This window comes from Haliscomenobacter sp. (genome assembly GCF_965225875.1).
Classification (GTDB): Bacteria; Bacteroidota; Bacteroidia; order Chitinophagales; family Saprospiraceae; genus Haliscomenobacter.
Genome location: NZ_CBDDBS010000003.1, coordinates 989,785 through 1,010,787 on the forward strand (window position 1 = coordinate 989,785; position 21,003 = coordinate 1,010,787).

The following is a 21,003-nucleotide window of genomic DNA, read 5'->3' on the forward strand; positions in this document are numbered from 1 at the left end:
CTTTTTATGCTTAGTAGGAGCAAAAATTAGTATCGTTTCTTAGTTGGAAGAAGATGCTGTTTTTACAAAGCGTACCGACTTACCTTTTCCATTGGTCAGATAGTAAACACCATTTGGCAGATCGCTGATCTGGATATTGACCTTGTTGTAGCCTTGCACCATTTCAACCACCTGATCCTTGGTTTGTACTCTACCCATCAAATCAAGGATGTACAAACGGCTTGGACCACCTTCTGCTGCATAAAATTCAACATTGAGTACATCCTGAGCGGGGTTAGGATACACCTTGAAATTGGTTTTTTGCAATTCCTTGTCGCTGAGTTTTCCAGCCAGTTCAGGTGCTACAAATGGAGTGGTACCGTACAGATCGGATTCCCATACTCCGCGGCCATAAGTAGCTGCGCGTACTTTACCCAAGCTGTACTGGATTTCCAGATCGGCAATTTCTACGTTTGGCAATTGAGCGCTGAACAATACCCAGTCGCTCATGGTATTGTCACGGTAGTAAACACCTACGTCCATACCCAGGTAAACGCCGCCGTTGCTGCCGTTGGAATAAACAACACTATTGGCCGGAATATTGGGCAATGTGCCACTTACATTCGTCCAAGAGGTACCACCATCGGTAGATTTGTATACTTTGCTACCAGTGTTGTACCCACTGATTGAAACCCAAACATTGTTGGCATTGGTGTTGTCGATCGCAAAAGCGTTGACGCGTCCGGCAGATGTAGGATTGGTCAATGTAGTCCAGGAAGTACCTCCATTGATGGTTTTTCTGAGCATGCTGCCTGTGCTTAAATCCGCATCAAATGCATAATACACTGTGTTTGCACTATTTGGAGCTACAGCAATGGAACGCACACTTGGCCCAGTTGCGGAGTTAACTCCCATTCTGGTCCATTTAGTGCCACTGTTTGTAGATTTGTAAATGCTTTTATAACCGATGTACATCGTTGCGGGAGTACTTGGTGCCAACGCAAATGGAGTTACCCAACCACCTTGTTCGGTCGTATTTGGCTTGATGGAAGCCCAGGTAGAACCAGAGTTGGTTGAACGATAAATGTCTCCATAATACAACTCACCATACATATAAGCCGCGTTCGTTGGGTTGATGGCACAATCCATCCCGTCGCCGCCAATCTCATCGGTCCAGGTTCCGGTAGTACTCCGCATTTTGGTACCATTATCCTGCAAGCCACCAATAATAGCGTTGTTGGTCTGAGATACACCCAAACGGTACAATTGGCTGATGGCCATGGTGTTGGTCAAATCAGTCCAGCTGGTACCGCCATTGGTTGTCCGATATATACCACCATCATTTCCCTGGAAAAGGGTGGTATTGTTTTGGAATTCCAATGCGTGCTTATCCGCATGTACCACAGGCACAGCCCCTGATGAAGTCCACATGGTGTTTATGGTCCAGGTAGTACCTCCATTGGTTGATTTCCAGGTATTTACTCCGCCCAAATAAATGGTATTGGCATTGGTTGGATCGGTTGCCAAGGTCAGGTCATACCAACCTTGTCCACCTGCATCATTGCCTGTTGCATTCCAACCCAGCAAGTTGGGAGTAGAGGCTTTGAGCGTCCAGGTAGTACCACCATTGGTAGAGGAATAGAATCCATTGAACCCACTATCAGCGGATTTTGAATAAACCGCTCCCACGTAATTGGCATTGGCTGCAGAAACACTCAATTCTGCGCGATTGGAGCTCGCCAGCGAATGCACTTGAGTCCAGGTTACTCCATTGTCGGTAGAGCGAAAGATTTGAGCTGTAGTACCATTGACCGCTGTAGCGTAAAAAGTCCCTGTTGAACCAGGCATTTGCTCCAGGTCATAGAACACACCAGTGTTGGCCTGAGTCCAGTTGGCACCAGCATCATCAGTATAAAAAATACCAATTGAGGTAGCCACCAGAATTCTGCCACCTGTAGGGTTTTTTACCAATTTGCGGGTATAACGTACATCGGAACGTACCCAGTTCAAACCAGTAGTGGACCAGGTTGCACCGCCATCCGTTGATTTAAGGATACCAACCGATGGGGAGTCCCGACCATCACCATCACCCGTAGAAACATAAATGGTGTTAGGGCTCGCTGGATCTACCAGAATAGAGCTAACCCCGAGGCTAGGTCCAAAATCAGTCAATGCAGTCCAGGCAGTACCTCCATTCGTGGTTTTCCACACACCTCCACCAGCGCTACCAATGTAAATGACACTGGAATTACCCGGGTCAAATGCAATAGCATTGATACGGCCAATACCGGCATACCCTCCAGTAGAGGAAGTTGGTCCCATGGGAGTCCAGTTGCCTACTGGCGTAAGTGAACTGGTCACCACATCGGGGGCAAAACCATGGCTTTTTTGATAACTGCTGAATTCTTCTTCATTGATCCCGGCTTTAGGCAGGGAGCCATCGGGCATCAAACGGTTTTCCCAGTAATATTGCCAGCGTAAAAAGGGTTTAAAACCTTTACCCTTTTCTGGTGTTTTGTCCTTCCAAAACTCCTTGAAATCAGCTTTTGCTGCTTCAAAACTAGCTTTGTCTCCTTTTGTCATCAAGTCTGCCCAAGGTTGAGCAAAACTTGAAACCGTACAACATGTAGTAAACCATAACAATAGAGCCGTGGCTCCAATTAATTGTCTTTTCATAAAATCCGATTATAGTTAAGAGTGATAAAATCCAAGGAAAGATCCTATCTAACAGAAAGGTGAACAATTGAGATCTGATTTGGCTGGAAATAATGTAAGCAGTACAAGGACAAGATAGGCCAATTTCACAATTTGACAAATATATTTTGGTCGAATTGTGAAAAAACGAAAAAATGACAATAAAAAGAGGAGTAATTGCGAAATCGTTAAAAGGTTGGGTTAAAAGACAGGTAAGCCGATTCCGAGATCTGGCCTCGGCCTTCCTGTCAATGCTTAAGACAGATTACAGTATTCGGCTAGATAGAGTTGCAGTCAAAAATGTTCTAATGCTAGCACAGTGTTAGAATGGAGGCCAATAATGATGCCTTTGGGTTTGGGAAAAGATAATAATGTGGGAAATAAGGTGGATGTGAATTGCTGGAAGAGAAATAGGAAACTTATACGTTTCGGTTGTAAAATTAAAAAAATATTGATTTATAAAAATAATAATCTAAGTTTTTTTCATAAAATCAGAAAAGAATCAAAAAATCGATCACTGGCGGCATTAATGGCCATGTCCTTAAGGGTAACGGTTTGAATGCTGTAAAACCGATTGCGCACCATAAAGGCCTTGGTTTTGATGACAGCTTGGTCCCGTAAGTAATTGATCCGCCATATTTTACCAGGAAAGCCTTGTTGTACAATATCGGACTGGTAAGCCAGTTCTCCTTTCACACTACTGGTTGCCTGATCGATACTTGCAGCAAAAAAATCCTTTAGCAATTCTGTAGAGTCTGAATGGATGGTCCCAGGAGGGTAATCACAAAAGGTGACCATGTAGAACAGGTTTTCCGCATTTTTCTGGGTGTTGTTGTACACGAGGATGTAATAGGCTAATTTTCCTAGTGGGGTTTGCACCGAATCAACCGCTTTGTCAAATTCTCCCGGGACCAGAACTCTAAATTTTCCTTCCAGAGATTGGTACTCCTTCCAGGGATTCGTCCGCCAATCTTCAGCAGAAGTTTGAACAAATGTATCTCGCAATACTTGTGCGTGGCTAATACTAATCGAGATCAAGAAGAACAAGCCCAAAAGGCTCAATTTTTTCACTAAATTCATTGCAAGTTAATTTCCATCAAATGAGCGTATTTTCAGCCTAAAAGTTGTGTCCGCGGCGGTAAAAAAATAAGTGTTTCATTTTGCCAAAGAATTAGATAAGTAAATGGTTCATTTTAAGCTTTTTATACAATTCTTTGGCTCAAAGAAAAAATGAACACTTATTTTTTGCCCACTATTCCGTAATTTTTTTTGTTAACAGAGACATATTTTTTTGCAAAGTTCAACAAAGCGCCATACCTTAGTTTCAAAATCAAACTAAGTGACAAATACATCCCATTTATCCGCAGTCTATCGTGAGCGTTTTGCCCTCGTAGCGGACCTTTATCACCTGACAATGGCTTATGGATTTTGGAAAAACGGAGTCCAGGATCAACCCGCCGTATTCCAGTTGTACTACCGTCGCAATCCGTTTGCCAACCAATACGCCATTGCTACGGGTTTGGGTTTGGCCATCGATTACCTGCAACAGTTCCGCTTTACGGTAGAGGACATTCATTACCTCGGCTCTTTAAAAGGTGCTGATGGGCAGCCCCTATTTGAGATCAGCTTTTTAAACTACCTCCAAAGGCTTGAATTCAAATGCCATGTTGATGCCATTCCTGAAGGTACTGCGGTTTTTCCCAATCAGCCTTTGGTGCGGATAGAAGGCCCGCTGTTGCAAGCCCAAATCGTAGAATCGGCCTTACTCAACCTGATCAATTTTTCCACCTTGATTGCCACCAAAGCAGCCCGGGTGGTACAGGCAGCTCAAGGAGATCAAATTCTGGAATTTGGACTGCGCCGAGCCCAAGGACTGGATGGTGCCCTAACTGCCTCCAGAGCAGCCTATATTGGAGGGTGTAATGCCACAAGTAACTTGCTGGCGGGCAAATATTACCGCATTCCTGTCCGTGGTACCCATGCCCACAGTTGGGTAATGAGTTATGAAAATGAAAGGGAAGCTTACCGTAGTTTTGCCAAGGCTATGCCCAATAACTGTATTTTCCTGGTTGATACTTACGACACCATCAAAGGGATCAAAAATGCCATTGAAGTAGGCAAAGAATTGCGAAGTATGGGGCATACTCTGCTAGGGATTCGCCTGGATAGCGGCGACCTTTGTGAGTTGAGTAAAAAAGCCCGCAAAATGTTGGACGATGCTGGCTTTACCGAAACAACCATCGTAGCCAGTGATTGTCTGGACGAAAATTCGATCAGTAGTTTAAAGGACAAAGGCGCTACAATCAATGTTTGGGGAGTTGGTACTGAGCTCATCACCGGAGGGACTCAAGCTGCTTTAGGTGGAGTATATAAACTGGCTGCAATCCAGGGAAAAAATGGAGAATGGGAATACCGGATCAAAAAATCCGAGGATTTGTACAAGATGTCCAACCCCGGTATCCATCAGGTGCGGCGCTATTTTGACCAATCGGGCAAACCTTTGGCAGATGTACTATACGATGCCACTCAGGCTGAACCTACAACCGAGGTCATTGAGCTCCAGACAGGAAAAGTAGAACCCCTACCCTCCCCCAGCCTTTCCCAGGATCTGCTTGTGCCTATTTTTAGATCAGGGAAACTCGTCTACTCTGTTCCCGACATCCACCAGGTGCGGGAAAGATCATTGCAACAACAAGCCTTATTCAATGGAACCAAAAAACACTTTGTCCATGGATTGGACCGTTATTTGTTCGATTTGAAGCAGCGTTTCGCGCAAAAGTAGTGGGGGAAAATAAGTGTTCATTTTCTCTGAGCCAAAGAATTGGATAAGAAACTTAAAATGAATTATTTACTTATCTAATTCTTTGGTAAAATGAAACACCTGTTTTTTTATCGCCCTAAAGAGCTAAATTGCGTTTTATTATACTTTGAAGGATGAGTTTGCAATGAATCAATGGTATTAATCGTTACCTCATCCTTTTGAACCTGGAATTTGCACAATGAAATATTGCTATGAATATCCTCGGCCATCTGTTACGGTAGACTGTATCATTTTTGGCCTCGACGAATCTCAAGTGCTCAAGGTACTCCTCATTCAACGGGGGCATGACCCTTTCCAGGGACATTGGGCCCTGCCCGGCGGCTTTGTAGATTTGGAAGAAGACCTAGAGTTTGCAGCCTTGCGCGAATTGGAGGAGGAAACGGGGGTTCGCGACGTGTTTATTGAGCAATTGTTTACTTTTGGTGCGCCTGGTCGGGACCCTCGGGGCCGCGTAATTAGTGTGGCCTATTATGCCCTGGTCAATTTGACGGAGCACCCGGTAAGCCCTTCCACCGATGCACAATCGGCAGAGTGGTTTCCCATTACCAAACTCCCGCAACTGGCTTTTGACCACGAATTGATTCTGGATACGGCCTTGAATCGTTTGCGCGCTAAAGTCCGGTACCAACCCATCGGTTTTGAGTTGCTGCCTGAAAAATTTACTTTGACTCAGTTGCAAAATCTGTACGAAACCATCTTGGGTTTGCCAAAGGATGATGCCTTGAACAAACGTAATTTCCGCACCCGAATCCAAAAAATGGATGTACTGAAGGAAGTAGGCATCCAAGAGGGTGTTTCACATCGCCCGGCTAAATTGTACAGTTTTGACAAGGCGCGTTACGAAGAGTTGCAAAAAATGAAATACATGGACCTGGTTCGCCGGGGCCTTGATTTTGAAATATGACCTGGTGCAATGTTAATTCTACGCTACAATGTTAATTTAACTGCAGCCATTTTAGTTAAATTGTTTAATGCTACTGCTCTATGAAAACCGTTTTTTTTGTTCGCCACGCCAAATCCAGTTGGGGAAATCCTTCAGTAAGTGATATGGATCGTCCACTCAACGAACGTGGGCTGCGTGATGCACCTCAAATGGGTTTAAAACTCAAACAACTCAACTCAAACATTGATCTCATTGTGAGCAGTCCAGCCAAAAGGGCTTTCACGACTGCCACTTTTTTTGCGGCAGCATTGGGCTTACCCCCCGAGAAAATTGTGTTGGAGCCCCGCTTGTACGAAGCCATGTCAGAAGACGTGATCAGCGTCATCAATGAGCTATCGGATGAATACCACGTGGTGGCTATTTTTGGGCACAACCCCACGTTTACCTTCATCGCCAACCTTTTTACGGAAGATTACATCGACAATATTCCCACTTGTGGGGTCTGTAAGGTAGACGCCAAGATCAACTCCTGGAAGGAATTTGGCGAAAACAGTGGTCGACTGTCCGCATTTTATTTTCCCAAACAATCTTTGCTTTAAATGAAGGGTTTACGAGTGGTCCTTTTATGTTTGTTTCTCCCGCTTTTTGCCTGTAATGTGGGGCAAAAAAAGCTCCCTATTCCAGAAAAAAAATTAATCCAAATCCTCACCGATGTGCATTATGCCGAGGCAGCCTTACAAGATGTGTACGGCGTTCAAAAGGATAGCCTCAAAAAAGTGTACTACCAGGAAATTTACCAATTGTACGAAACATCGGAGGGCGAGTTGACCAAAACCATGGATATCCTGCGTCAGGATCCGGAAAGATTGGACAAAATTTACCAATTCATTGTCGACAATCTAAATGGTTAACAATTATTTAAACTGCATAGCATCTAGGTCATCTTGGATTAATTATAGCTTTGCACAAGTTTTTTGAACCTTCGTGCATGGACAACATAAAAATTCTCATCGTTGATGATGAGCCAGACATCCTGGAGATTCTCCAGTACAACCTCGAAAAGGAAGGCTATCAGGTCGTGACGGCCTCCGATGGTGAAGAGGCCATTAATGTGGCTGAACGCGAGCAGCCCAACCTGATCATTCTGGACATCATGATGCCTAAAATGGACGGGGTTGAGGTTTGTAGAATCCTGCGTAGCAAACCCGATTTTGACCGTACCGCTATCGCCTTTTTAACCGCTCGGGAAGAAGATTATTCTCAAATTGCTGCATTGGACGTTGGTGGCGACGATTACATCACCAAACCCATTCGCCCCCGCGTGTTCATCAGCCGCATCAAGGCCTTGTTGCGGCGCTCGGATCGCCTCCCGCAGGAAGAAGGTTTGGACGTGGTTAAAGTAGGTGACCTGGCCATCGACCGCGATCGGGTCAGTGTACAACGGGGCGAAGAATTGATTGAATTGGCCAAAAAAGAGTTCGAGTTGTTGTTTTTACTGGTTTCGAAACCAGGCAAAGTGTTTTCCCGGGAAGAAATATTCAACAAGGTTTGGGGAACTGACGTTATTGTAGGTAACCGAACCATCGATGTACACATCCGCAAGTTGCGGGAAAAAATTGGTGAAGATTACATCAAAACCATCAAAGGGATCGGGTATAAATTTGAATTTTAATGCTTAAAAACCCAACGCCCCGGCAAATCGCCATTGCTTCAGCGGCCCTCATCACTGCGGTAGGCATTGTCATTTTTTTGATGGTTCGTTTTCTGCGTTGGGAGGCCTATCCCTGGTTGGAATATTTGACCTGGGTGCTCTTGTTTTTTGTACTGACCTACCGGGTGGTTTTGTATTTTTTGCAAAACTACATTTACCGCAAAATCAAACTCATCTACAAAACCATCCACCAGGAGAAGATCAATCCGGCCGAAAAGAGCAAATCCATCAACGCCGATGCGAAAATATTTGAAGAAGTAAGCCAACAAGTGGCCGATTGGGCCGCAAATCAACAGAAGGAAATTGACCAATTGCGTTCCTGGGGAGAATACCGCCGGGCCTATTTGGGCGACATTTCACATGAGCTCAAAACGCCCATTTTCAACATCCAGGGCTACCTGGAATCGGTCATTGACAATGGAGTGGAAGATGCAGCCTTTAGTTTGTCTTTTTTGAAAAAAGCTTCAAAAAACGTAGACCGCCTACAAACAATCATCCAGGATTTGGAAACCATCTCCAAACTGGAAACGGGCAACATGTTGCTCGAGTTGACCAATTTTGACATCAAGGAACTGGGTCGGGAGGTTTTTGAAGACCTCGAAATCAAAGCCGCCGAGCGCAATATCTCCCTCGAATTTAAAGAAGGGGCCAGTCAAAACTACCGGGTTAAAGCCGACCGGGAAAAAATCCGCCAGGTACTCATCAACCTCATCCACAACTCCATCAAATACGGCATCCCCAACGGCCGCATCAAAATTGCCTTTTACGACATGGACAAACGGGTGCTGATCGAAGTAGCCGACAATGGCATTGGCATTCCTAAGGAGCACCTTGCCCACGTCTTTGACCGTTTTTACCGGGTAGACAAAAGCCGCGCACGCACCCAGGGTGGCTCCGGCCTCGGCCTTTCTATTGTCAAACACATCATTGAAGCCCATTCCCAAACCATCAATGTAAGGTCAACCCCGAATCTGGGCTCTACGTTTGGGTTTACCTTGGACAAAGCGAGCTAAGTTGCATAATTCTGATTTTTATTCGGAGGACATCAATTGCCACGTGCTTTAGCTCGTGGATCGCGCTTTCTCCTCTTGATGGGCCTCCAGCCCAAATTATGATTCCCAGGCCAGGGCTGAAGCCCATACAAATTTTTGCCCCTGGTCCACGAGCTAAAGCACGTGGCAATTGATGTCCTTCGCCTCCAAAACTTTCAATTTTCAACTATAAACTCTTCAATTTTTCACTTACTTTTGCACCCCGAAATCAAGATTCATCTTTTATGCTCAACATCACCAACGTTTACGTACAGTACGGCGACCGGATTTTACTCAATCGCATCAACCTCACCATTGGCGAAAAAGACAAAGTGGGTTTGGTCGGTAGAAATGGTGCGGGGAAATCGACCCTGCTCAAAATAATCGCTGGCGAGATGAGCCCTCACGAAGGTAAGGTAAGTCGCCCCAACGGTGCCTCCCTGGGTTTTTTGCACCAGGAAATGGACATTCCCAAGGGCCGCACGGTACTAGAAGAAGCCATGACGGCCTTTGCTGAAGCCAAAGATCTCGAAATCCGCATCGCCGAGTTGCACAAGGAAATGGAAACCCGTACGGATTACGAGACAGACTCATACATGGAGCTTTTAGAGGAATTCGCGCACGTCAACGACCGTTTCCACTACCTCGGTGGCGAGTCGGTTCAAGGGGAAGCTGAGCGGGTGCTCAAAGGGCTTGGCTTCAAACAAAGCGACCTCAACCGCCTCACTGACGAATTCAGTGGTGGTTGGCAAATGCGGGTGGAACTGGCCAAAATGCTGTTGCGCCGCCCCGACTTCTTGCTGCTCGACGAACCTACCAACCACCTCGATATCGAGTCCATCATCTGGCTGGAAAGTTTTTTGAAAGACTATACCGGCTCGGTGATTCTGATTTCGCACGATAAAGAATTTTTGGACAACGTGACCACCCGCACGGTAGAGGTGGAACTGGGCAACGTGTTCGACTATAAAGCAGCCTACACCAAGTTTGTAGAAATGCGCCGCGACCGCCGCGAAAAACAACGCGCGGCTTTTGACAACCAGCAAAAAGTCATCGCTGATAAGGAGCGCACCATCAGCCGCTTTATGGCCAAGGCCTCCAAAACCAAGATGGCGCAGTCCATGCAAAAACAGCTGGACAAAATTGACCGCATTGAAATCGACGATGAGGACATTGCGGCCATGAACATTCGCTTCCCGCCAGCTCCCCGCGCCGGACAAATTGTGGTGGAGGTAAAACAACTGGAAAAACGCTACGGCGAACTGCTGATCCTGGACAAGGTAGACTTCAAAATGGACCGCGGCGACCGGGTTTCTTTTGTAGGTCAAAACGGCCAGGGCAAAACCACTTTGGCCAAAATCATCGTGGATGAAATCCAGTACAGCGGTGGCAGCCTCAATCTGGGCCACAATGTCAAAATTGGCTACTATGCCCAGAATCAGAGTGAAACCCTTAAATCGACCGATACCCTGCTGGAAACCATGGAAAATGCCGCACCGCCTGAAATGCGCAGCCGCGTGCGCCACATCCTGGGTGCCTTCATGTTCAGCGGGGAAGATGCAGAGAAAAAAGTATCGGTGCTCTCCGGGGGTGAACGCGCGCGTTTGGCCCTCGCCTGCCTGCTGCTCAATCCCTTCAACCTGCTGGTACTCGACGAACCTACCAACCACCTGGACATCATCTCCAAAGACGTGCTCAAAGCGGCTTTGATGGAATACGATGGCTCCTTGATTGTAGTTTCTCACGACCGGGAATTCCTCGCGGGCCTAACCAACCGCACCATTGAGTTCCGCGATCGCCACCTCTACGACCACATCGGCGACGTAAACGCCTTCCTCGAAAAACGCCAATTGGATAACATGCGACAGGTGGAAATGAGTACCAAAAATACCCCACCAGCTGTGGTTGCCGCGCCCCAAATGGCCAATGCACACCCCGCTCCTACCCCAGCCCGGGAATTGAGCTTCGACGAGCGCAAACGCCTGCAACGGGCCGTGAGCAACGCCGAAAAAAAAGTGGAACGCCTGGAGGAAGAACTGACGAAGTTCCAGGCGCAAATGTCTGATCCTGATTTTTACAGCAAGCCGGATGCGAACAAGTTGATGCAGGCGTATGAGGCCAAGAAGAAGGAATTGGGAGTAGCAATGGAGGAATGGGAAGCGGCGACGATGGAGTTGGAGGGGTAGACGTTTTAGATCAATACCTATAAAATTTATTGAGTTATAACCCTGAGGTGAATCTTTAGTGCCTTAGGTTTCTAAGGTGGTGAGGCTATTCTTTTACCACCTTAGAAACCTAAGGCACTAAAGATTCACCTCAGGCAGATTAACAAAGATTAGCTGTTAAAAACTGTTAAACTTCCAACCCTCCCCCCTCCCTTCCAGTCTTACCCTCCTGACAAAGCATTTTTATATTACCCAACTGTTTTACACCATGAGATTATCCAAAATGTTGCTGGGGCTATTTGCTCTGGCCCTCTTCACCTTTGCCTGTGAAGACGAAAACAACGGCACCCCCGACAAAAACACCTTCACTTTTGAGTTCAGCACTGCTACCGAGGGATGGGTGGGCGCCTTTGCCGATTTACCCAAATTGAACAACCGCCAAGACTCCTCCATTTACGAGTTGAGTTACAAGTGGGCGGCCCTGCCTGCCGAGGTGGGTGGCAACCGCGTAGGTGCCCTGCAGCTCATCGGCCACAACCGCAGCGACGATTTGTTCATGTACGTGAAGCGCAAAGTGACGGGTTTGTTGCCTAATACCACCTATCAGGTCGATTTCGACATCGATCTGGCCAGTGAGGCGCCTACGGGTGCGGTGGGTATCGGTGGCGCACCTGGAGAGAGTGTTTATTTCAAAGCCGGAGTAGTTGACAAAGAGCCAGTGGCTGTATTGGACCCAACTGACAACCACTTCCGCATGAACATCGACAAAGGCCAGCAATCTCAAAGTGGTCGGGACATGAAGGTATTGGGCGACATTGCCAATGGCAAACCGGCCAGTGGCACGGGCTCATCCCCCTTCACCATCATCAACCGCAAGAACACCAACAAGCCGATTAGTGTCAAAACCGATGCTCAAGGCGCATGTTGGATTATCCTGGGAACCGACTCTGCTTACGAGGGGTTGACCCGTTTGTACTACGACCGGGTGGGCGTGGTCTTTACCCCGCTGGCAAAATAGGCAAAGCCAGTTACTGGATTTTCCTAGATTTTTGTTTACATTGCATTTGAATACACGTGTTAGGGGTGAAAATCATTCATCCCTACACGTTGTTTTTTTTATAGAAAACCACTACTTCGACACATGAATGCAGAAAGCTTTGCAAATCTGCTAAAGGAATACGCGCACCTCTATCAATTGCCGATGGAGGAACTGCGCACCATGGTGATGCAATACCCCTATTGTCACAATTTACAAGTATTGCTGCAGGAAAAAGCGGAACTCGACCAACATCCCGACCGCGAAAAAAACCTGGCCAGGGCCGCCACCTACGCCATCGATCGCAAACAGTTGTACAAACGACTAAAATTGATGCGGGAAAAAAAGGCAGAGCCAAAAGCCGAAGCCTCCTATCACCTGGGCGAAGACTTTTTGGAGCTCAAGGACCTTACCTCGGTACAAGCCGACCTCGAAAAAATTGCCTTGGGCACCTATGAAGACCCTTCCATTACCCAAACGATGGCCATTGAGCCTGAGCCTCCTTCCAGCATTGATGGTACAGCCAGTACGGAACCCGGCCTCAATTCTTCCTGGAATGGCTCCTGGGATGGTGCCAACGACGACTTGGACGAAGACATCAGCCTGGAAACTGATTCTCTTGACTTTACGCTCAATCCCATCTCAAATCCAGTTCCGAATGTTGCATCGGATATTGTTGTTGAAACTGAACCTCCTTTAGATGATGTTTCCGATTCGTCCACACCTTCCCCATCTCTAGACGCAGAGCCCGACACACCCAAACCATCACACCCAAACCCAAACCCAGTTATTCCAACACCTAAAAAGTCCTTTAGTAGCTGGAGCAAAGCCGCGCAAAGTGCTTATTTGCAAAGTTCTATCCAACAATTGTTGCAGGAGGAACACCTCGATCCCAAAAAAAACAAACACATCGACAGTGTTGATAGCAAAAACGAGGTAAACAAAAAAGCCTGGAAAAGTATCGTGGATGGCGACAGTATGGCATCCGAAACTTGGGCTCAATTGTTGGTCGCCCAAAAACAATACCACAAAGCGATTGAAGTATATGAACGTTTGATGTTGTTAATTCCAGAAAAAAGTTCTTTCTTTGCAGCTCAAATTGAATCGATCAAAAATAGTTTATCATGACCTTCATTACTATAGTCATCGCACTGGTCAGCTTCGCGTTGATGTTTTTCATTTTGATCCAAAACCCTAAGGGTGGTGGTATCGACTCAACCTTTGGCGGAAGCCAGGCCAACCAATTGTTTGGCGCTTCTGGGTCGACTGAAATTGTGGAAAAGATTACCTGGGGCCTTGCAGCTGCCTTGTTTATCTTGTGTATCGTAGCATCTTTGATGGTAAGCAACATCGGCGGTGCTGGCGAACAACTGCTTTCGCAATAATTCTTCGCAATATATTTGCACCCAAACGGGCAATAGTGAAAACTGTTGCCCGTTTTTTGTTAAGGGGCAATAAAAAAATAAGTGCTCATTTTGCCCCACTACTTATAGAAAATCAAACCATGCACAATCCCTGGCAAACCCTTTCCATCCAGGAAGTTTACGACAACCGCTGGATCAAAGTCACCCACCGTGAAGTCCTCACTCCGACTGGAACCCCTGGTATTTATGGAGTTGTCCATTTCAAAAACCTGGCAATAGGCATAGTGCCTATCGACGAGGAAGGCAATACCTGGTTGGTCGGCCAATACCGTTATACTTTGGATCAGTACAGCTGGGAGATACCCGAGGGAGGCTGCCCTAAAGGCACCGATCCCCTGGAAACTGCCAAACGAGAGCTTAAAGAAGAAACGGGCATGCAAGCCGAGCGCTGGGAACAAATCATCGATTTTCACACTTCCAACTCGGTTACGGACGAATACGGGATTGCCTATCTTGCCACCGGTCTTAGTTTCGGTGAAGCTGAACCGGAAGAAACCGAAGAATTACAAGTCAAAAAAGTACCGCTAGAGCAAGCTATTGCGATGGTTTTACGGGGAGAAATAACCGATGCCTTGTCGATGATGGCGCTGATGAAAGTACACATCATGAGCTTGGCAAAAGAAATTTAAGCCTTCACTTTTAAGAATAGCGCTTAACTCTTCAAGTTTGTTTTTACTTTTAAGCCCATGATTGCATGGCAAAAAATACGAGGCTACTTGCGGGGCACCTTGCAGCACCTGTTCATTGGGGGCATTATTGTCTTCATCAGCATTTTGTTTCCTACCCATACCCGGTTCAAATACAGCTACGAACAAGGTCAAATTTGGAATTACGAAGATTTGTCGGCCCCTTTTGATTTTGCCATCAAAAAACCAGATCGCCTGCTCAAGGCTGAAATGGATTCCATTCTTGCCGATTTTTCGCCTTTTTACCGCATGGATGACAGTGTAGGTGTTCGTAGCCTGCGCAAATTTGATGAACGCTTTGATGATCAATTCAAAAATCTTGAAAAAAGTCAATTCCTTGATGTGCGGCGCAACCCGGAGCTGTACCGCAAATTTGGCGAAAAATTCCTGCAAAACAAACACCAACGAGGAGTAGTTGACCTGGATCCCAGTCACCAACGGGAGGACAAGAACTTTGTAATTCATTTACTGCTTGGTGGCACTTTTGAGGAAAGAACCCTGAGTAATTTGTTCACCTTGGACAAAATAAACCAGACTATTTCCGATACTTTACAAAATTGCGGCCTACCCAATGCCGATTTTTTGTATGCCCTGCTGGTTGAATGTTTGGAGCCTAATGTAACATATGACAAACTCAATTCCGAACTAGCCCGTAAAGAAATGTTGAGTGGCGTAGCCAAACACAGTGGTATGGTGCGCAAAGGAGAATTGATTGTACCTCGTTTTGGGGTGATCAGCGAACCCGTTCAACTGAAGCTGGAGAGTTTAAAAGAGCATTTTGAAATTGAAATCGCCCAACGCAGTTGGGGAATTTATTTCGGGTATTTTTTATTGACGGCACTGGTCATTGGTTTATTTGCCGCCTTCTTGTACCTGTACTGCCGACCCTTGTTCGACAATTGGTACGAGCTCATTTTTTTGCTGGCTTGGTTTCCAGTGTTTGCCTACCTGGTGTACATCATTACCCGGATTGATGCATTGAGTGTTTACATCATTCCCTTTGGCATCGTACCCATTCTGGTCAAAACTTTTTACGACAAATGGCTGGCTTTGTTCACCCATTCGATGATCGTATTGCTGGCTACTTTTTTGTCTTCCTCCGGTTTTGAATTTGCCTTCTTGCAAACCTTAATTGGGGTGGTTATTTTGTTGACGAATGTGGATACCCGCGATTGGAACCAGTATTTTTTCACCATATTATACATCTTTTTGGCATTTTGTCTGGGTTATTTAGGGCTGAGTTTGGTCCAACAAGGCAGTTTTAAGGGCATTGACTTGGCCATGTTTAACTGGATTTTTTTAAGCACCTTTTTAACCCTTCTGGCAAACCCCTTGATTCCACTGCTGGAGCGGATGTTTGGCTACACATCATCCATGGGTTTGGCAGAATTGTCCGACCTCAATCGACCACTTTTACAAGAATTGGCCATCAAAGCACCTGGAACATTGCAACATTCTTTGCAGGTTGCCAATTTGGCTGAAGCAGCAGCCCGCCGCATCGGTGCCAACCATTTATTGGTGCGTGTAGCAGCTTTGTACCACGACATTGGTAAAATCAACCAACCTGAATATTTTATTGAAAACCAGGGAGGCCTCAATCCGCACGACCAATTGCCATACCGCGAAAGCGCTCGCATAATCATAGCCCATGTAACCCAAGGTGTAGAATTGGCCAAGCAGTACCGTTTGCCCAAACTACTGAACGAATTCATTCTGACCCATCATGGGACCACCCTGGTGGAATATTTCTACCGCAAGGAACAAGATGCCTTCCCGGGCGAAGTGATCAATGAAGCCGATTTCTGTTACCCTGGCCCTAAACCGCGTACCAAGGAAGAAAGTATCCTGATGCTGGCAGACTCCATCGAAGCCGCAGCCAAAGCCAGTCTAAAAAACCCTGCCCCGGGGGATATCCAGGCCCTAGTAGAGCGCATCATTGCAAGTAAATTGAGTAAAAAACAATTGGAAGATTCCGCCCTGACTTTTAACGATCTGGAAAAATGCAAGGCCGTCTTTTTACAAATTTTGCGCTCAGTATACCACGCAAGAATTGAATATCCCGCCGAAAAATAAGGTAATCCAGGTAGAGCAAAAAAACTGGATTTATTCCCTGCAGAGTATTACCTTTGCGCGACATTTCTGAAAGGGTATGGAGCAAGTGATTTTTAAGGACTTGGGGTGCATGAGTTATCAGAAAGCTTGGGACTTTCAAACTCAGTTGCACCAGGAAATTGTAGAGCAAAAGTTGGCGTTACGCAAGGCCAATCAAACGCTTCCAGCATCCAGTTCAGGCTTGCATTACCTCCTCTTTTGTGAACACCCTCCTGTGTACACCCTGGGCAAAAGCGGCTCCATCGACAACTTATTGCTGGACAGTGAAGCCCTCGCACAAGCTGGCTTTGAATTTTTTAAAATCAATCGCGGTGGTGACATTACCTACCACGGCCCCGGCCAAATTGTTGGTTATCCCATTTTTGACCTCGACCGTTTTTTTACCGACGTACACCGCTATGTGCGCTTTTTGGAAGAAGCCGTAATCCTTACACTGGTAGATTATGGCATCCATGGAACCCGGGTAGAAAAGTATACCGGGGTTTGGTTAGAAGCGACTGACGATAAACCCCTGCGTAAAATATGCGCCATTGGCGTACATCTGAGCCGTTGGGTCACCATGCATGGTTTTGCGTTCAACATCAACACCAACTTGGGCCACTTCAACAACATCATCGCCTGTGGCATCACGGACGAGGATAAAACGGTGACGTCCTTGGCAAAAGAATTAGGTCGGGAAATGGACATTGAGGAAGTAAAGGCGCGCCTTAAAAATCATTTTGCCTACTTGTTTGGTTTTACATTTGCTATTCCCGAATGGGGCGAAAAAAAATAGATTGTTCATTTTGCCCCACTGCTAAACACGACTGAATGAAAAAAGATATTTTAATTCCCAAAGTAGAAGACCTGGCCATAGCCATCATTCCAGGAGAGGATGATGACCTATGGGACGTATATTTGTTGAATTTGAAAGCCTCTCCTTTATCCACTGTTTTGATCAATTCAACTGGTTACGGTGAAATTGAAGGCGAAAAGGTCAAAACCACCACACTGCGCCATTTTTTTGAAGAAATCCCCCCTCAATCCTATACACTTATCGAACCCATCCAGGACAAGTTATTTTCCCTTGCCAATGAATACTGGGTTAGTTTTGTTATCGATGAACTGATGTACGACAAAAAGTATGTTTTTGTTCATGGAAGTATTTCCAAAGACCATTTTACTACCGTACCTTTTCTAGATAAAAAAGGAGTAATGATTCGGTGATTGAGCAGTTCTTCTTCCTTCATCCGGTCACTGAACGGAGCCGAAGTGCCGGATGAAGGAAGAAGAACTGCTCAATTACCCCATCCAAATACCAAAAATAATGCAAGCCATAGAGCCCAAACGTGTTACTGAATCTCGTTCGGTAATGACCGAGATGGTTATGCCCAACGATGCCAACCCCATGGGTAACCTGATGGGCGGCAACCTACTGCGTTGGATGGACATCGCCAGTGCCATTTGTGCAGGAAAACACTGCGAAAGGCACGTGGTAACCGCCTCCGTTGACCATGTTTCTTTTCAACGCCCCATCAAAGTGGGCGACGTAGTCACCTTGGAAGCAACTGTTACCCGGGCTTTCAATAGCTCACTTGAAGTATACGTTGAGGTTTTCGCTGCGGACATTAAGGGCCAAAATGCCCGGCGCTGCAACCATGCCTATTATACATTTGTTGCACTAGATGACGCTAACGGCAGCCCAATTGGTGTGCCTCCGGTGATCCCCCTCACCGAAATAGAGCAGCAACGTTATGATAGTGCCCCCCGCCGACGTGAGGTTCGCCTTATTTTAAGTGGTCGCATGCGGCCCGAAGATGCGACCGATCTGAAGGATTATTTCAAGCAGTTTTCGTCAAAATAGTTATACCTATACCAAATGTAATCCCATTGCCCATGACCTACATTTATCACTTTTGTACTAAAGTTTTGACCTTTATCCTCTTTGCTTTCCTTTGCGCTTGTAACAAATCACCACAAAACACTGAACCGAAAGAATCCTTTGTGGTTGGTGTAAAACACGCTCCTGCCGATTACTTTTATTTACAAAGAGCCTTCCCTGATACTCATTTTTCTGATCAGGCATATGCCGCCGCTTTGGACGAAGCAAAAGCACAATTGAGTTTAAGAACTGTGCCACCAGTAGGTTTTAGTGAAGCCTGGAATGCCAAAGGCCCGGGAAATATCGGAGCACGAGTCAATGCCATTGCCGTGCACCCCGGCAACGAACAAATCATCTACGTGGGTTTTTCGGGCGGAGGTTTGTATAAAACCACGAACGGAGGGAAGTCTTGGTTTCCCATTTTTGACGATCGAGCCTACCTGGCTATCGGTGCCATCGCCATCGACCCCAGTAATCCGGAAACCATTTATGTTGGCACCGGTGATCCCAACATTACCGGTTATCCTTTTTTGGGTGATGGCTTGTATCGGTCTATCAATGGCGGGCAAAGCTGGACCAGAATTGGTCTGGAAGACACCCGCATCATTTCCAAAATTGTCATTGACCCCAGCAACCCCCAACGCATCCACGTGGGTACCATGGGCCTGCCCTTCGAGCGCAACCGTCAGCGGGGCCTATACACCAGCAACGACGCTGGTAAAACCTGGCAACAGACTTTGTTCGTCAGTGAGCAAGCCGGAATTATTGATCTGGTGATTGATCCCCGCAAACCCAATGTATTGTACGCGTCTTCCTGGACCCGCATCCGCAACAACCAAGAATCGATCATAGCTGGCCCGGATTCGGGTATTTTTAAAAGCACGGACAGTGGCAAAACCTGGAGTAAACTTACGGGTGGTGGTTTACCCACTGAGCCCATGGGCCGCATTGGATTGTGTTTTTATTCAGGTAGTCCCGATTTGCTTTTTGCGGTTTACATAGATGTCAATTCCAATTTGAAAAACATCTACCGCAGCGCCGACGCAGGTAACACCTGGGAGGCTCTGATTGTAAGCGGGCAATCAAATCTGCCGAACACTGTAATGGGGGGGCTTGGTTGGTATTTTGGCAAAATCAAGGTTAACCCAAAAAATCCTGCTGAACTCTATTTGTTGAGTATTTCCCTCTGGAAAAGCAGGGATGGCGGAAAAATGTGGGAAGCCATTGGAGAAAGTGAAATTCATTCTGACAAACACGATTTGGTATTCACCCCTTCCGGAAATGTAATTGTGGGCAGCGACGGAGGCCTGGATCAAAGCAATGATGGTGGCAAAACCTGGATCGACATCGAGTCCATCCCAACCACCCAATTTTACCGCATCGACTACAATCCGCATTTCCCCAATCGGTATTACGGTGGTGCACAGGATCATGGTACAGTACAAGGTAGCGCCTTAAATCAGGACTGGCAGCGCATCGAAGGTGGGGATGGTTTCCAGATGCGTTTTCATCCTTTTGATCCACAGATTGTCTGGGCGCAAACCCAAAATGGCACCCTACGGGTCAGCAACAATGGCGGAAGTTATTTCCAATTGGCCTTACAGGGCATCAACCGCACCGACCGGGTCAATTGGGATGCGCCTCTCCTCTTGAGCACCCACGACCCCGAAATATTGTACACTGGCACCCAAAAGGTGTACCAAAATAGCACTGGTTTGGCCGTGTTTTGGCAAGCCATCAGCCCTGATTTGACGGATGGTGAGGTCTTTGGGCGCAATTTTCACACCATATCTTGTCTGGCGGAATCGCCGCTCAACCCTGAATTGATTATGGCAGGAACGAGTGATGGCAATGTATGGTACACTTCAAACACGGGGGCATCCTGGAATCGCATCGACCCAGGCCTGCCCGAACGCTACGTCACCGCGGTGAAGGCCTCTCCAAGCAATGAAAACACGCTGTATGTGAGCCATTCCGGGTACAAGGACAATGACAATCGGCCACATTTGCACATCAGCCGAAACTTGGGGAAAACCTGGTCTTCCGCAGCTGGTGACCTTCCGCCTTTGGCCATCAACGATTTCATTGTACTGCCTGGTTATCGGGACAATGTACTGTTTGCAGCAACCGATGGCGGCGTATATGCCAGCGTCAATGCGGGTAAAAACTGGTACCGCCTGGGCGCCAATCTGCCCATCATCGCCGCTTATAGTTTGGCCTGGAATGTGGCACGCAACGAATTGGTGGTTGGAACACATGGCAAATCCATCCTCGCTTACCCACTTCAATCCTTACTCAATAATGTAGTGACCAGTGCGCCACAGGCCATTTTACCCCAACATACGCTTAAAGCTTATCCCCTACCCTTTGGAGAAAGCCTAAACCTGGATTGGGACGCGCCCGAACAACAATCGAGCTGGAATCTCAAGGTGTTTGATGCAAATGGAAAAATTGTATTGGCCCAAAACCTGGGTAGCAACGCTTTCAACAAGTTGCAATTAAAAACAGAATACTGGCAAAAAGGGGTGTACTTTATTCAGATCAGCAATGGGCGGGCGCAAATTTCCCGCAAGGTGATCAAAGGGTAATTTTTCCTTTTT

At 46.6% G+C, this 21,003-nt stretch carries 18 protein-coding genes; 16 read left to right on the forward strand and 2 right to left on the reverse strand.

Going from position 1 to position 21,003, the window contains the following annotated elements:
• Nucleotides 1-39: 39 nt before the first annotated feature.
• Together ACO08K_RS24370 and ACO08K_RS24375 are read right to left on the reverse strand one after the other, a co-directional pair.
• On the reverse strand, nt 40-2,562 hold the full coding sequence (locus tag ACO08K_RS24370; protein WP_421799093.1) for a T9SS type A sorting domain-containing protein: 2,523 nt from the start codon (nt 2,560-2,562) through the stop codon (nt 40-42).
• A 594-nt stretch (nt 2,563-3,156) separates the two neighbouring features.
• Nucleotides 3,157-3,753: a hypothetical protein gene (locus ACO08K_RS24375; RefSeq protein ID WP_421799094.1), complete on the reverse strand. Its 597-nt coding sequence runs from the start codon at nt 3,751-3,753 to the stop codon at nt 3,157-3,159.
• Between the two features lie 259 nt (nt 3,754-4,012).
• On the opposite strand from ACO08K_RS24375, the gene ACO08K_RS24380 reads away from it, so the two are divergent.
• From ACO08K_RS24380 to ACO08K_RS24455, 16 genes are all read left to right on the forward strand, one after another.
• On the forward strand, nt 4,013-5,455 hold the full coding sequence (locus ACO08K_RS24380; protein ID WP_421799095.1) for a nicotinate phosphoribosyltransferase: 1,443 nt from the start codon (nt 4,013-4,015) through the stop codon (nt 5,453-5,455).
• A gap of 217 nt (nt 5,456-5,672) precedes the next feature.
• Nucleotides 5,673-6,398, forward strand: a complete 726-nt coding sequence (locus ACO08K_RS24385) for an NUDIX hydrolase (protein WP_421799096.1) — start codon at nt 5,673-5,675, stop codon at nt 6,396-6,398.
• A gap of 80 nt (nt 6,399-6,478) precedes the next feature.
• Complete coding sequence (locus ACO08K_RS24390; protein WP_421799097.1) at nt 6,479-6,976, forward strand: SixA phosphatase family protein; 498 nt, start codon at nt 6,479-6,481, stop codon at nt 6,974-6,976.
• On the forward strand, nt 6,977-7,288 hold the full coding sequence (locus tag ACO08K_RS24395; RefSeq protein ID WP_421799098.1) for a DUF4296 domain-containing protein: 312 nt from the start codon (nt 6,977-6,979) through the stop codon (nt 7,286-7,288).
• Nucleotides 7,289-7,365: 77 nt separating this feature from the next.
• Nucleotides 7,366-8,049 (forward strand): response regulator transcription factor, encoded by a 684-nt coding sequence (locus tag ACO08K_RS24400; protein WP_421799099.1) that lies wholly within the window; start codon nt 7,366-7,368, stop codon nt 8,047-8,049.
• Nucleotides 8,049-9,101 (forward strand): sensor histidine kinase, encoded by a 1,053-nt coding sequence (locus ACO08K_RS24405; protein WP_421799100.1) that lies wholly within the window; start codon nt 8,049-8,051, stop codon nt 9,099-9,101. The genes ACO08K_RS24400 and ACO08K_RS24405 overlap by 1 nt, the downstream gene beginning before the upstream one ends.
• Nucleotides 9,102-9,364: 263 nt before the next feature.
• Nucleotides 9,365-11,305 (forward strand): ABC-F family ATP-binding cassette domain-containing protein, encoded by a 1,941-nt coding sequence (locus ACO08K_RS24410; protein ID WP_421799101.1) that lies wholly within the window; start codon nt 9,365-9,367, stop codon nt 11,303-11,305.
• 247 nt (nt 11,306-11,552) lie between these two features.
• Nucleotides 11,553-12,302 carry a PEP-CTERM sorting domain-containing protein gene (locus ACO08K_RS24415; RefSeq protein ID WP_421799102.1) on the forward strand — a complete coding sequence of 250 codons (750 nt, stop codon included), beginning with the start codon at nt 11,553-11,555 and terminating at the stop codon, nt 12,300-12,302.
• Nucleotides 12,303-12,425: 123 nt separating this feature from the next.
• Nucleotides 12,426-13,448, forward strand: a complete 1,023-nt coding sequence (locus tag ACO08K_RS24420; protein WP_421799103.1) for a hypothetical protein — start codon at nt 12,426-12,428, stop codon at nt 13,446-13,448.
• On the forward strand, nt 13,445-13,705 hold the full coding sequence (secG, locus tag ACO08K_RS24425; protein ID WP_421799104.1) for a preprotein translocase subunit SecG: 261 nt from the start codon (nt 13,445-13,447) through the stop codon (nt 13,703-13,705). Before ACO08K_RS24420 ends, secG begins: the two co-directional genes overlap by 4 nt.
• Before the next feature lie 119 nt (nt 13,706-13,824).
• Nucleotides 13,825-14,373 carry an NUDIX domain-containing protein gene (locus ACO08K_RS24430; protein WP_421799105.1) on the forward strand — a complete coding sequence of 183 codons (549 nt, stop codon included), beginning with the start codon at nt 13,825-13,827 and terminating at the stop codon, nt 14,371-14,373.
• 57 nt (nt 14,374-14,430) lie between these two features.
• Nucleotides 14,431-16,503: an HD family phosphohydrolase gene (locus ACO08K_RS24435; protein ID WP_421799106.1), complete on the forward strand. Its 2,073-nt coding sequence runs from the start codon at nt 14,431-14,433 to the stop codon at nt 16,501-16,503.
• A gap of 76 nt (nt 16,504-16,579) precedes the next feature.
• Complete coding sequence (lipB, locus tag ACO08K_RS24440; RefSeq protein ID WP_421799107.1) at nt 16,580-17,317, forward strand: lipoyl(octanoyl) transferase LipB; 738 nt, start codon at nt 16,580-16,582, stop codon at nt 17,315-17,317.
• Nucleotides 17,318-17,352: 35 nt separating this feature from the next.
• Complete coding sequence (locus ACO08K_RS24445; protein WP_421799108.1) at nt 17,353-17,748, forward strand: hypothetical protein; 396 nt, start codon at nt 17,353-17,355, stop codon at nt 17,746-17,748.
• Between the two features lie 100 nt (nt 17,749-17,848).
• Nucleotides 17,849-18,385, forward strand: coding sequence for an acyl-CoA thioesterase (locus ACO08K_RS24450; RefSeq protein WP_421799109.1), 537 nt, complete (start codon nt 17,849-17,851; stop codon nt 18,383-18,385).
• 32 nt (nt 18,386-18,417) lie between these two features.
• Nucleotides 18,418-20,991: a VPS10 domain-containing protein gene (locus ACO08K_RS24455; protein ID WP_421799110.1), complete on the forward strand. Its 2,574-nt coding sequence runs from the start codon at nt 18,418-18,420 to the stop codon at nt 20,989-20,991.
• The last annotated feature ends 12 nt before the right edge of the window (nt 20,992-21,003 follow it).

What these genes read in the sequence shown, in the direction of transcription:
- ACO08K_RS24455 (WP_421799110.1), top strand. Translation starts at nt 18,418, where the DNA reads ATGACCTACATTTATCACTTTTGTACTAAAGTTTTGACCTTTATCCTC.
- secG (WP_421799104.1), top strand. Translation starts at nt 13,445, where the DNA reads ATGACCTTCATTACTATAGTCATCGCACTGGTCAGCTTCGCGTTGATG.
- ACO08K_RS24450 (WP_421799109.1), top strand. Translation starts at nt 17,849, where the DNA reads ATGCAAGCCATAGAGCCCAAACGTGTTACTGAATCTCGTTCGGTAATG.
- ACO08K_RS24385 (WP_421799096.1), top strand. Translation starts at nt 5,673, where the DNA reads ATGAAATATTGCTATGAATATCCTCGGCCATCTGTTACGGTAGACTGT.
- ACO08K_RS24415 (WP_421799102.1), top strand. Translation starts at nt 11,553, where the DNA reads ATGAGATTATCCAAAATGTTGCTGGGGCTATTTGCTCTGGCCCTCTTC.
- ACO08K_RS24435 (WP_421799106.1), top strand. Translation starts at nt 14,431, where the DNA reads ATGATTGCATGGCAAAAAATACGAGGCTACTTGCGGGGCACCTTGCAG.
- ACO08K_RS24395 (WP_421799098.1), top strand. Translation starts at nt 6,977, where the DNA reads ATGAAGGGTTTACGAGTGGTCCTTTTATGTTTGTTTCTCCCGCTTTTT.
- ACO08K_RS24445 (WP_421799108.1), top strand. Translation starts at nt 17,353, where the DNA reads ATGAAAAAAGATATTTTAATTCCCAAAGTAGAAGACCTGGCCATAGCC.
- ACO08K_RS24375 (WP_421799094.1), bottom strand. Translation starts at nt 3,753, where the DNA reads ATGAATTTAGTGAAAAAATTGAGCCTTTTGGGCTTGTTCTTCTTGATC.
- lipB (WP_421799107.1), top strand. Translation starts at nt 16,580, where the DNA reads ATGGAGCAAGTGATTTTTAAGGACTTGGGGTGCATGAGTTATCAGAAA.
- ACO08K_RS24410 (WP_421799101.1), top strand. Translation starts at nt 9,365, where the DNA reads ATGCTCAACATCACCAACGTTTACGTACAGTACGGCGACCGGATTTTA.
- ACO08K_RS24370 (WP_421799093.1), bottom strand. Translation starts at nt 2,562, where the DNA reads ATGACAAAAGGAGACAAAGCTAGTTTTGAAGCAGCAAAAGCTGATTTC.
- ACO08K_RS24430 (WP_421799105.1), top strand. Translation starts at nt 13,825, where the DNA reads ATGCACAATCCCTGGCAAACCCTTTCCATCCAGGAAGTTTACGACAAC.
- ACO08K_RS24420 (WP_421799103.1), top strand. Translation starts at nt 12,426, where the DNA reads ATGAATGCAGAAAGCTTTGCAAATCTGCTAAAGGAATACGCGCACCTC.
- ACO08K_RS24390 (WP_421799097.1), top strand. Translation starts at nt 6,479, where the DNA reads ATGAAAACCGTTTTTTTTGTTCGCCACGCCAAATCCAGTTGGGGAAAT.
- ACO08K_RS24400 (WP_421799099.1), top strand. Translation starts at nt 7,366, where the DNA reads ATGGACAACATAAAAATTCTCATCGTTGATGATGAGCCAGACATCCTG.
- ACO08K_RS24405 (WP_421799100.1), top strand. Translation starts at nt 8,049, where the DNA reads ATGCTTAAAAACCCAACGCCCCGGCAAATCGCCATTGCTTCAGCGGCC.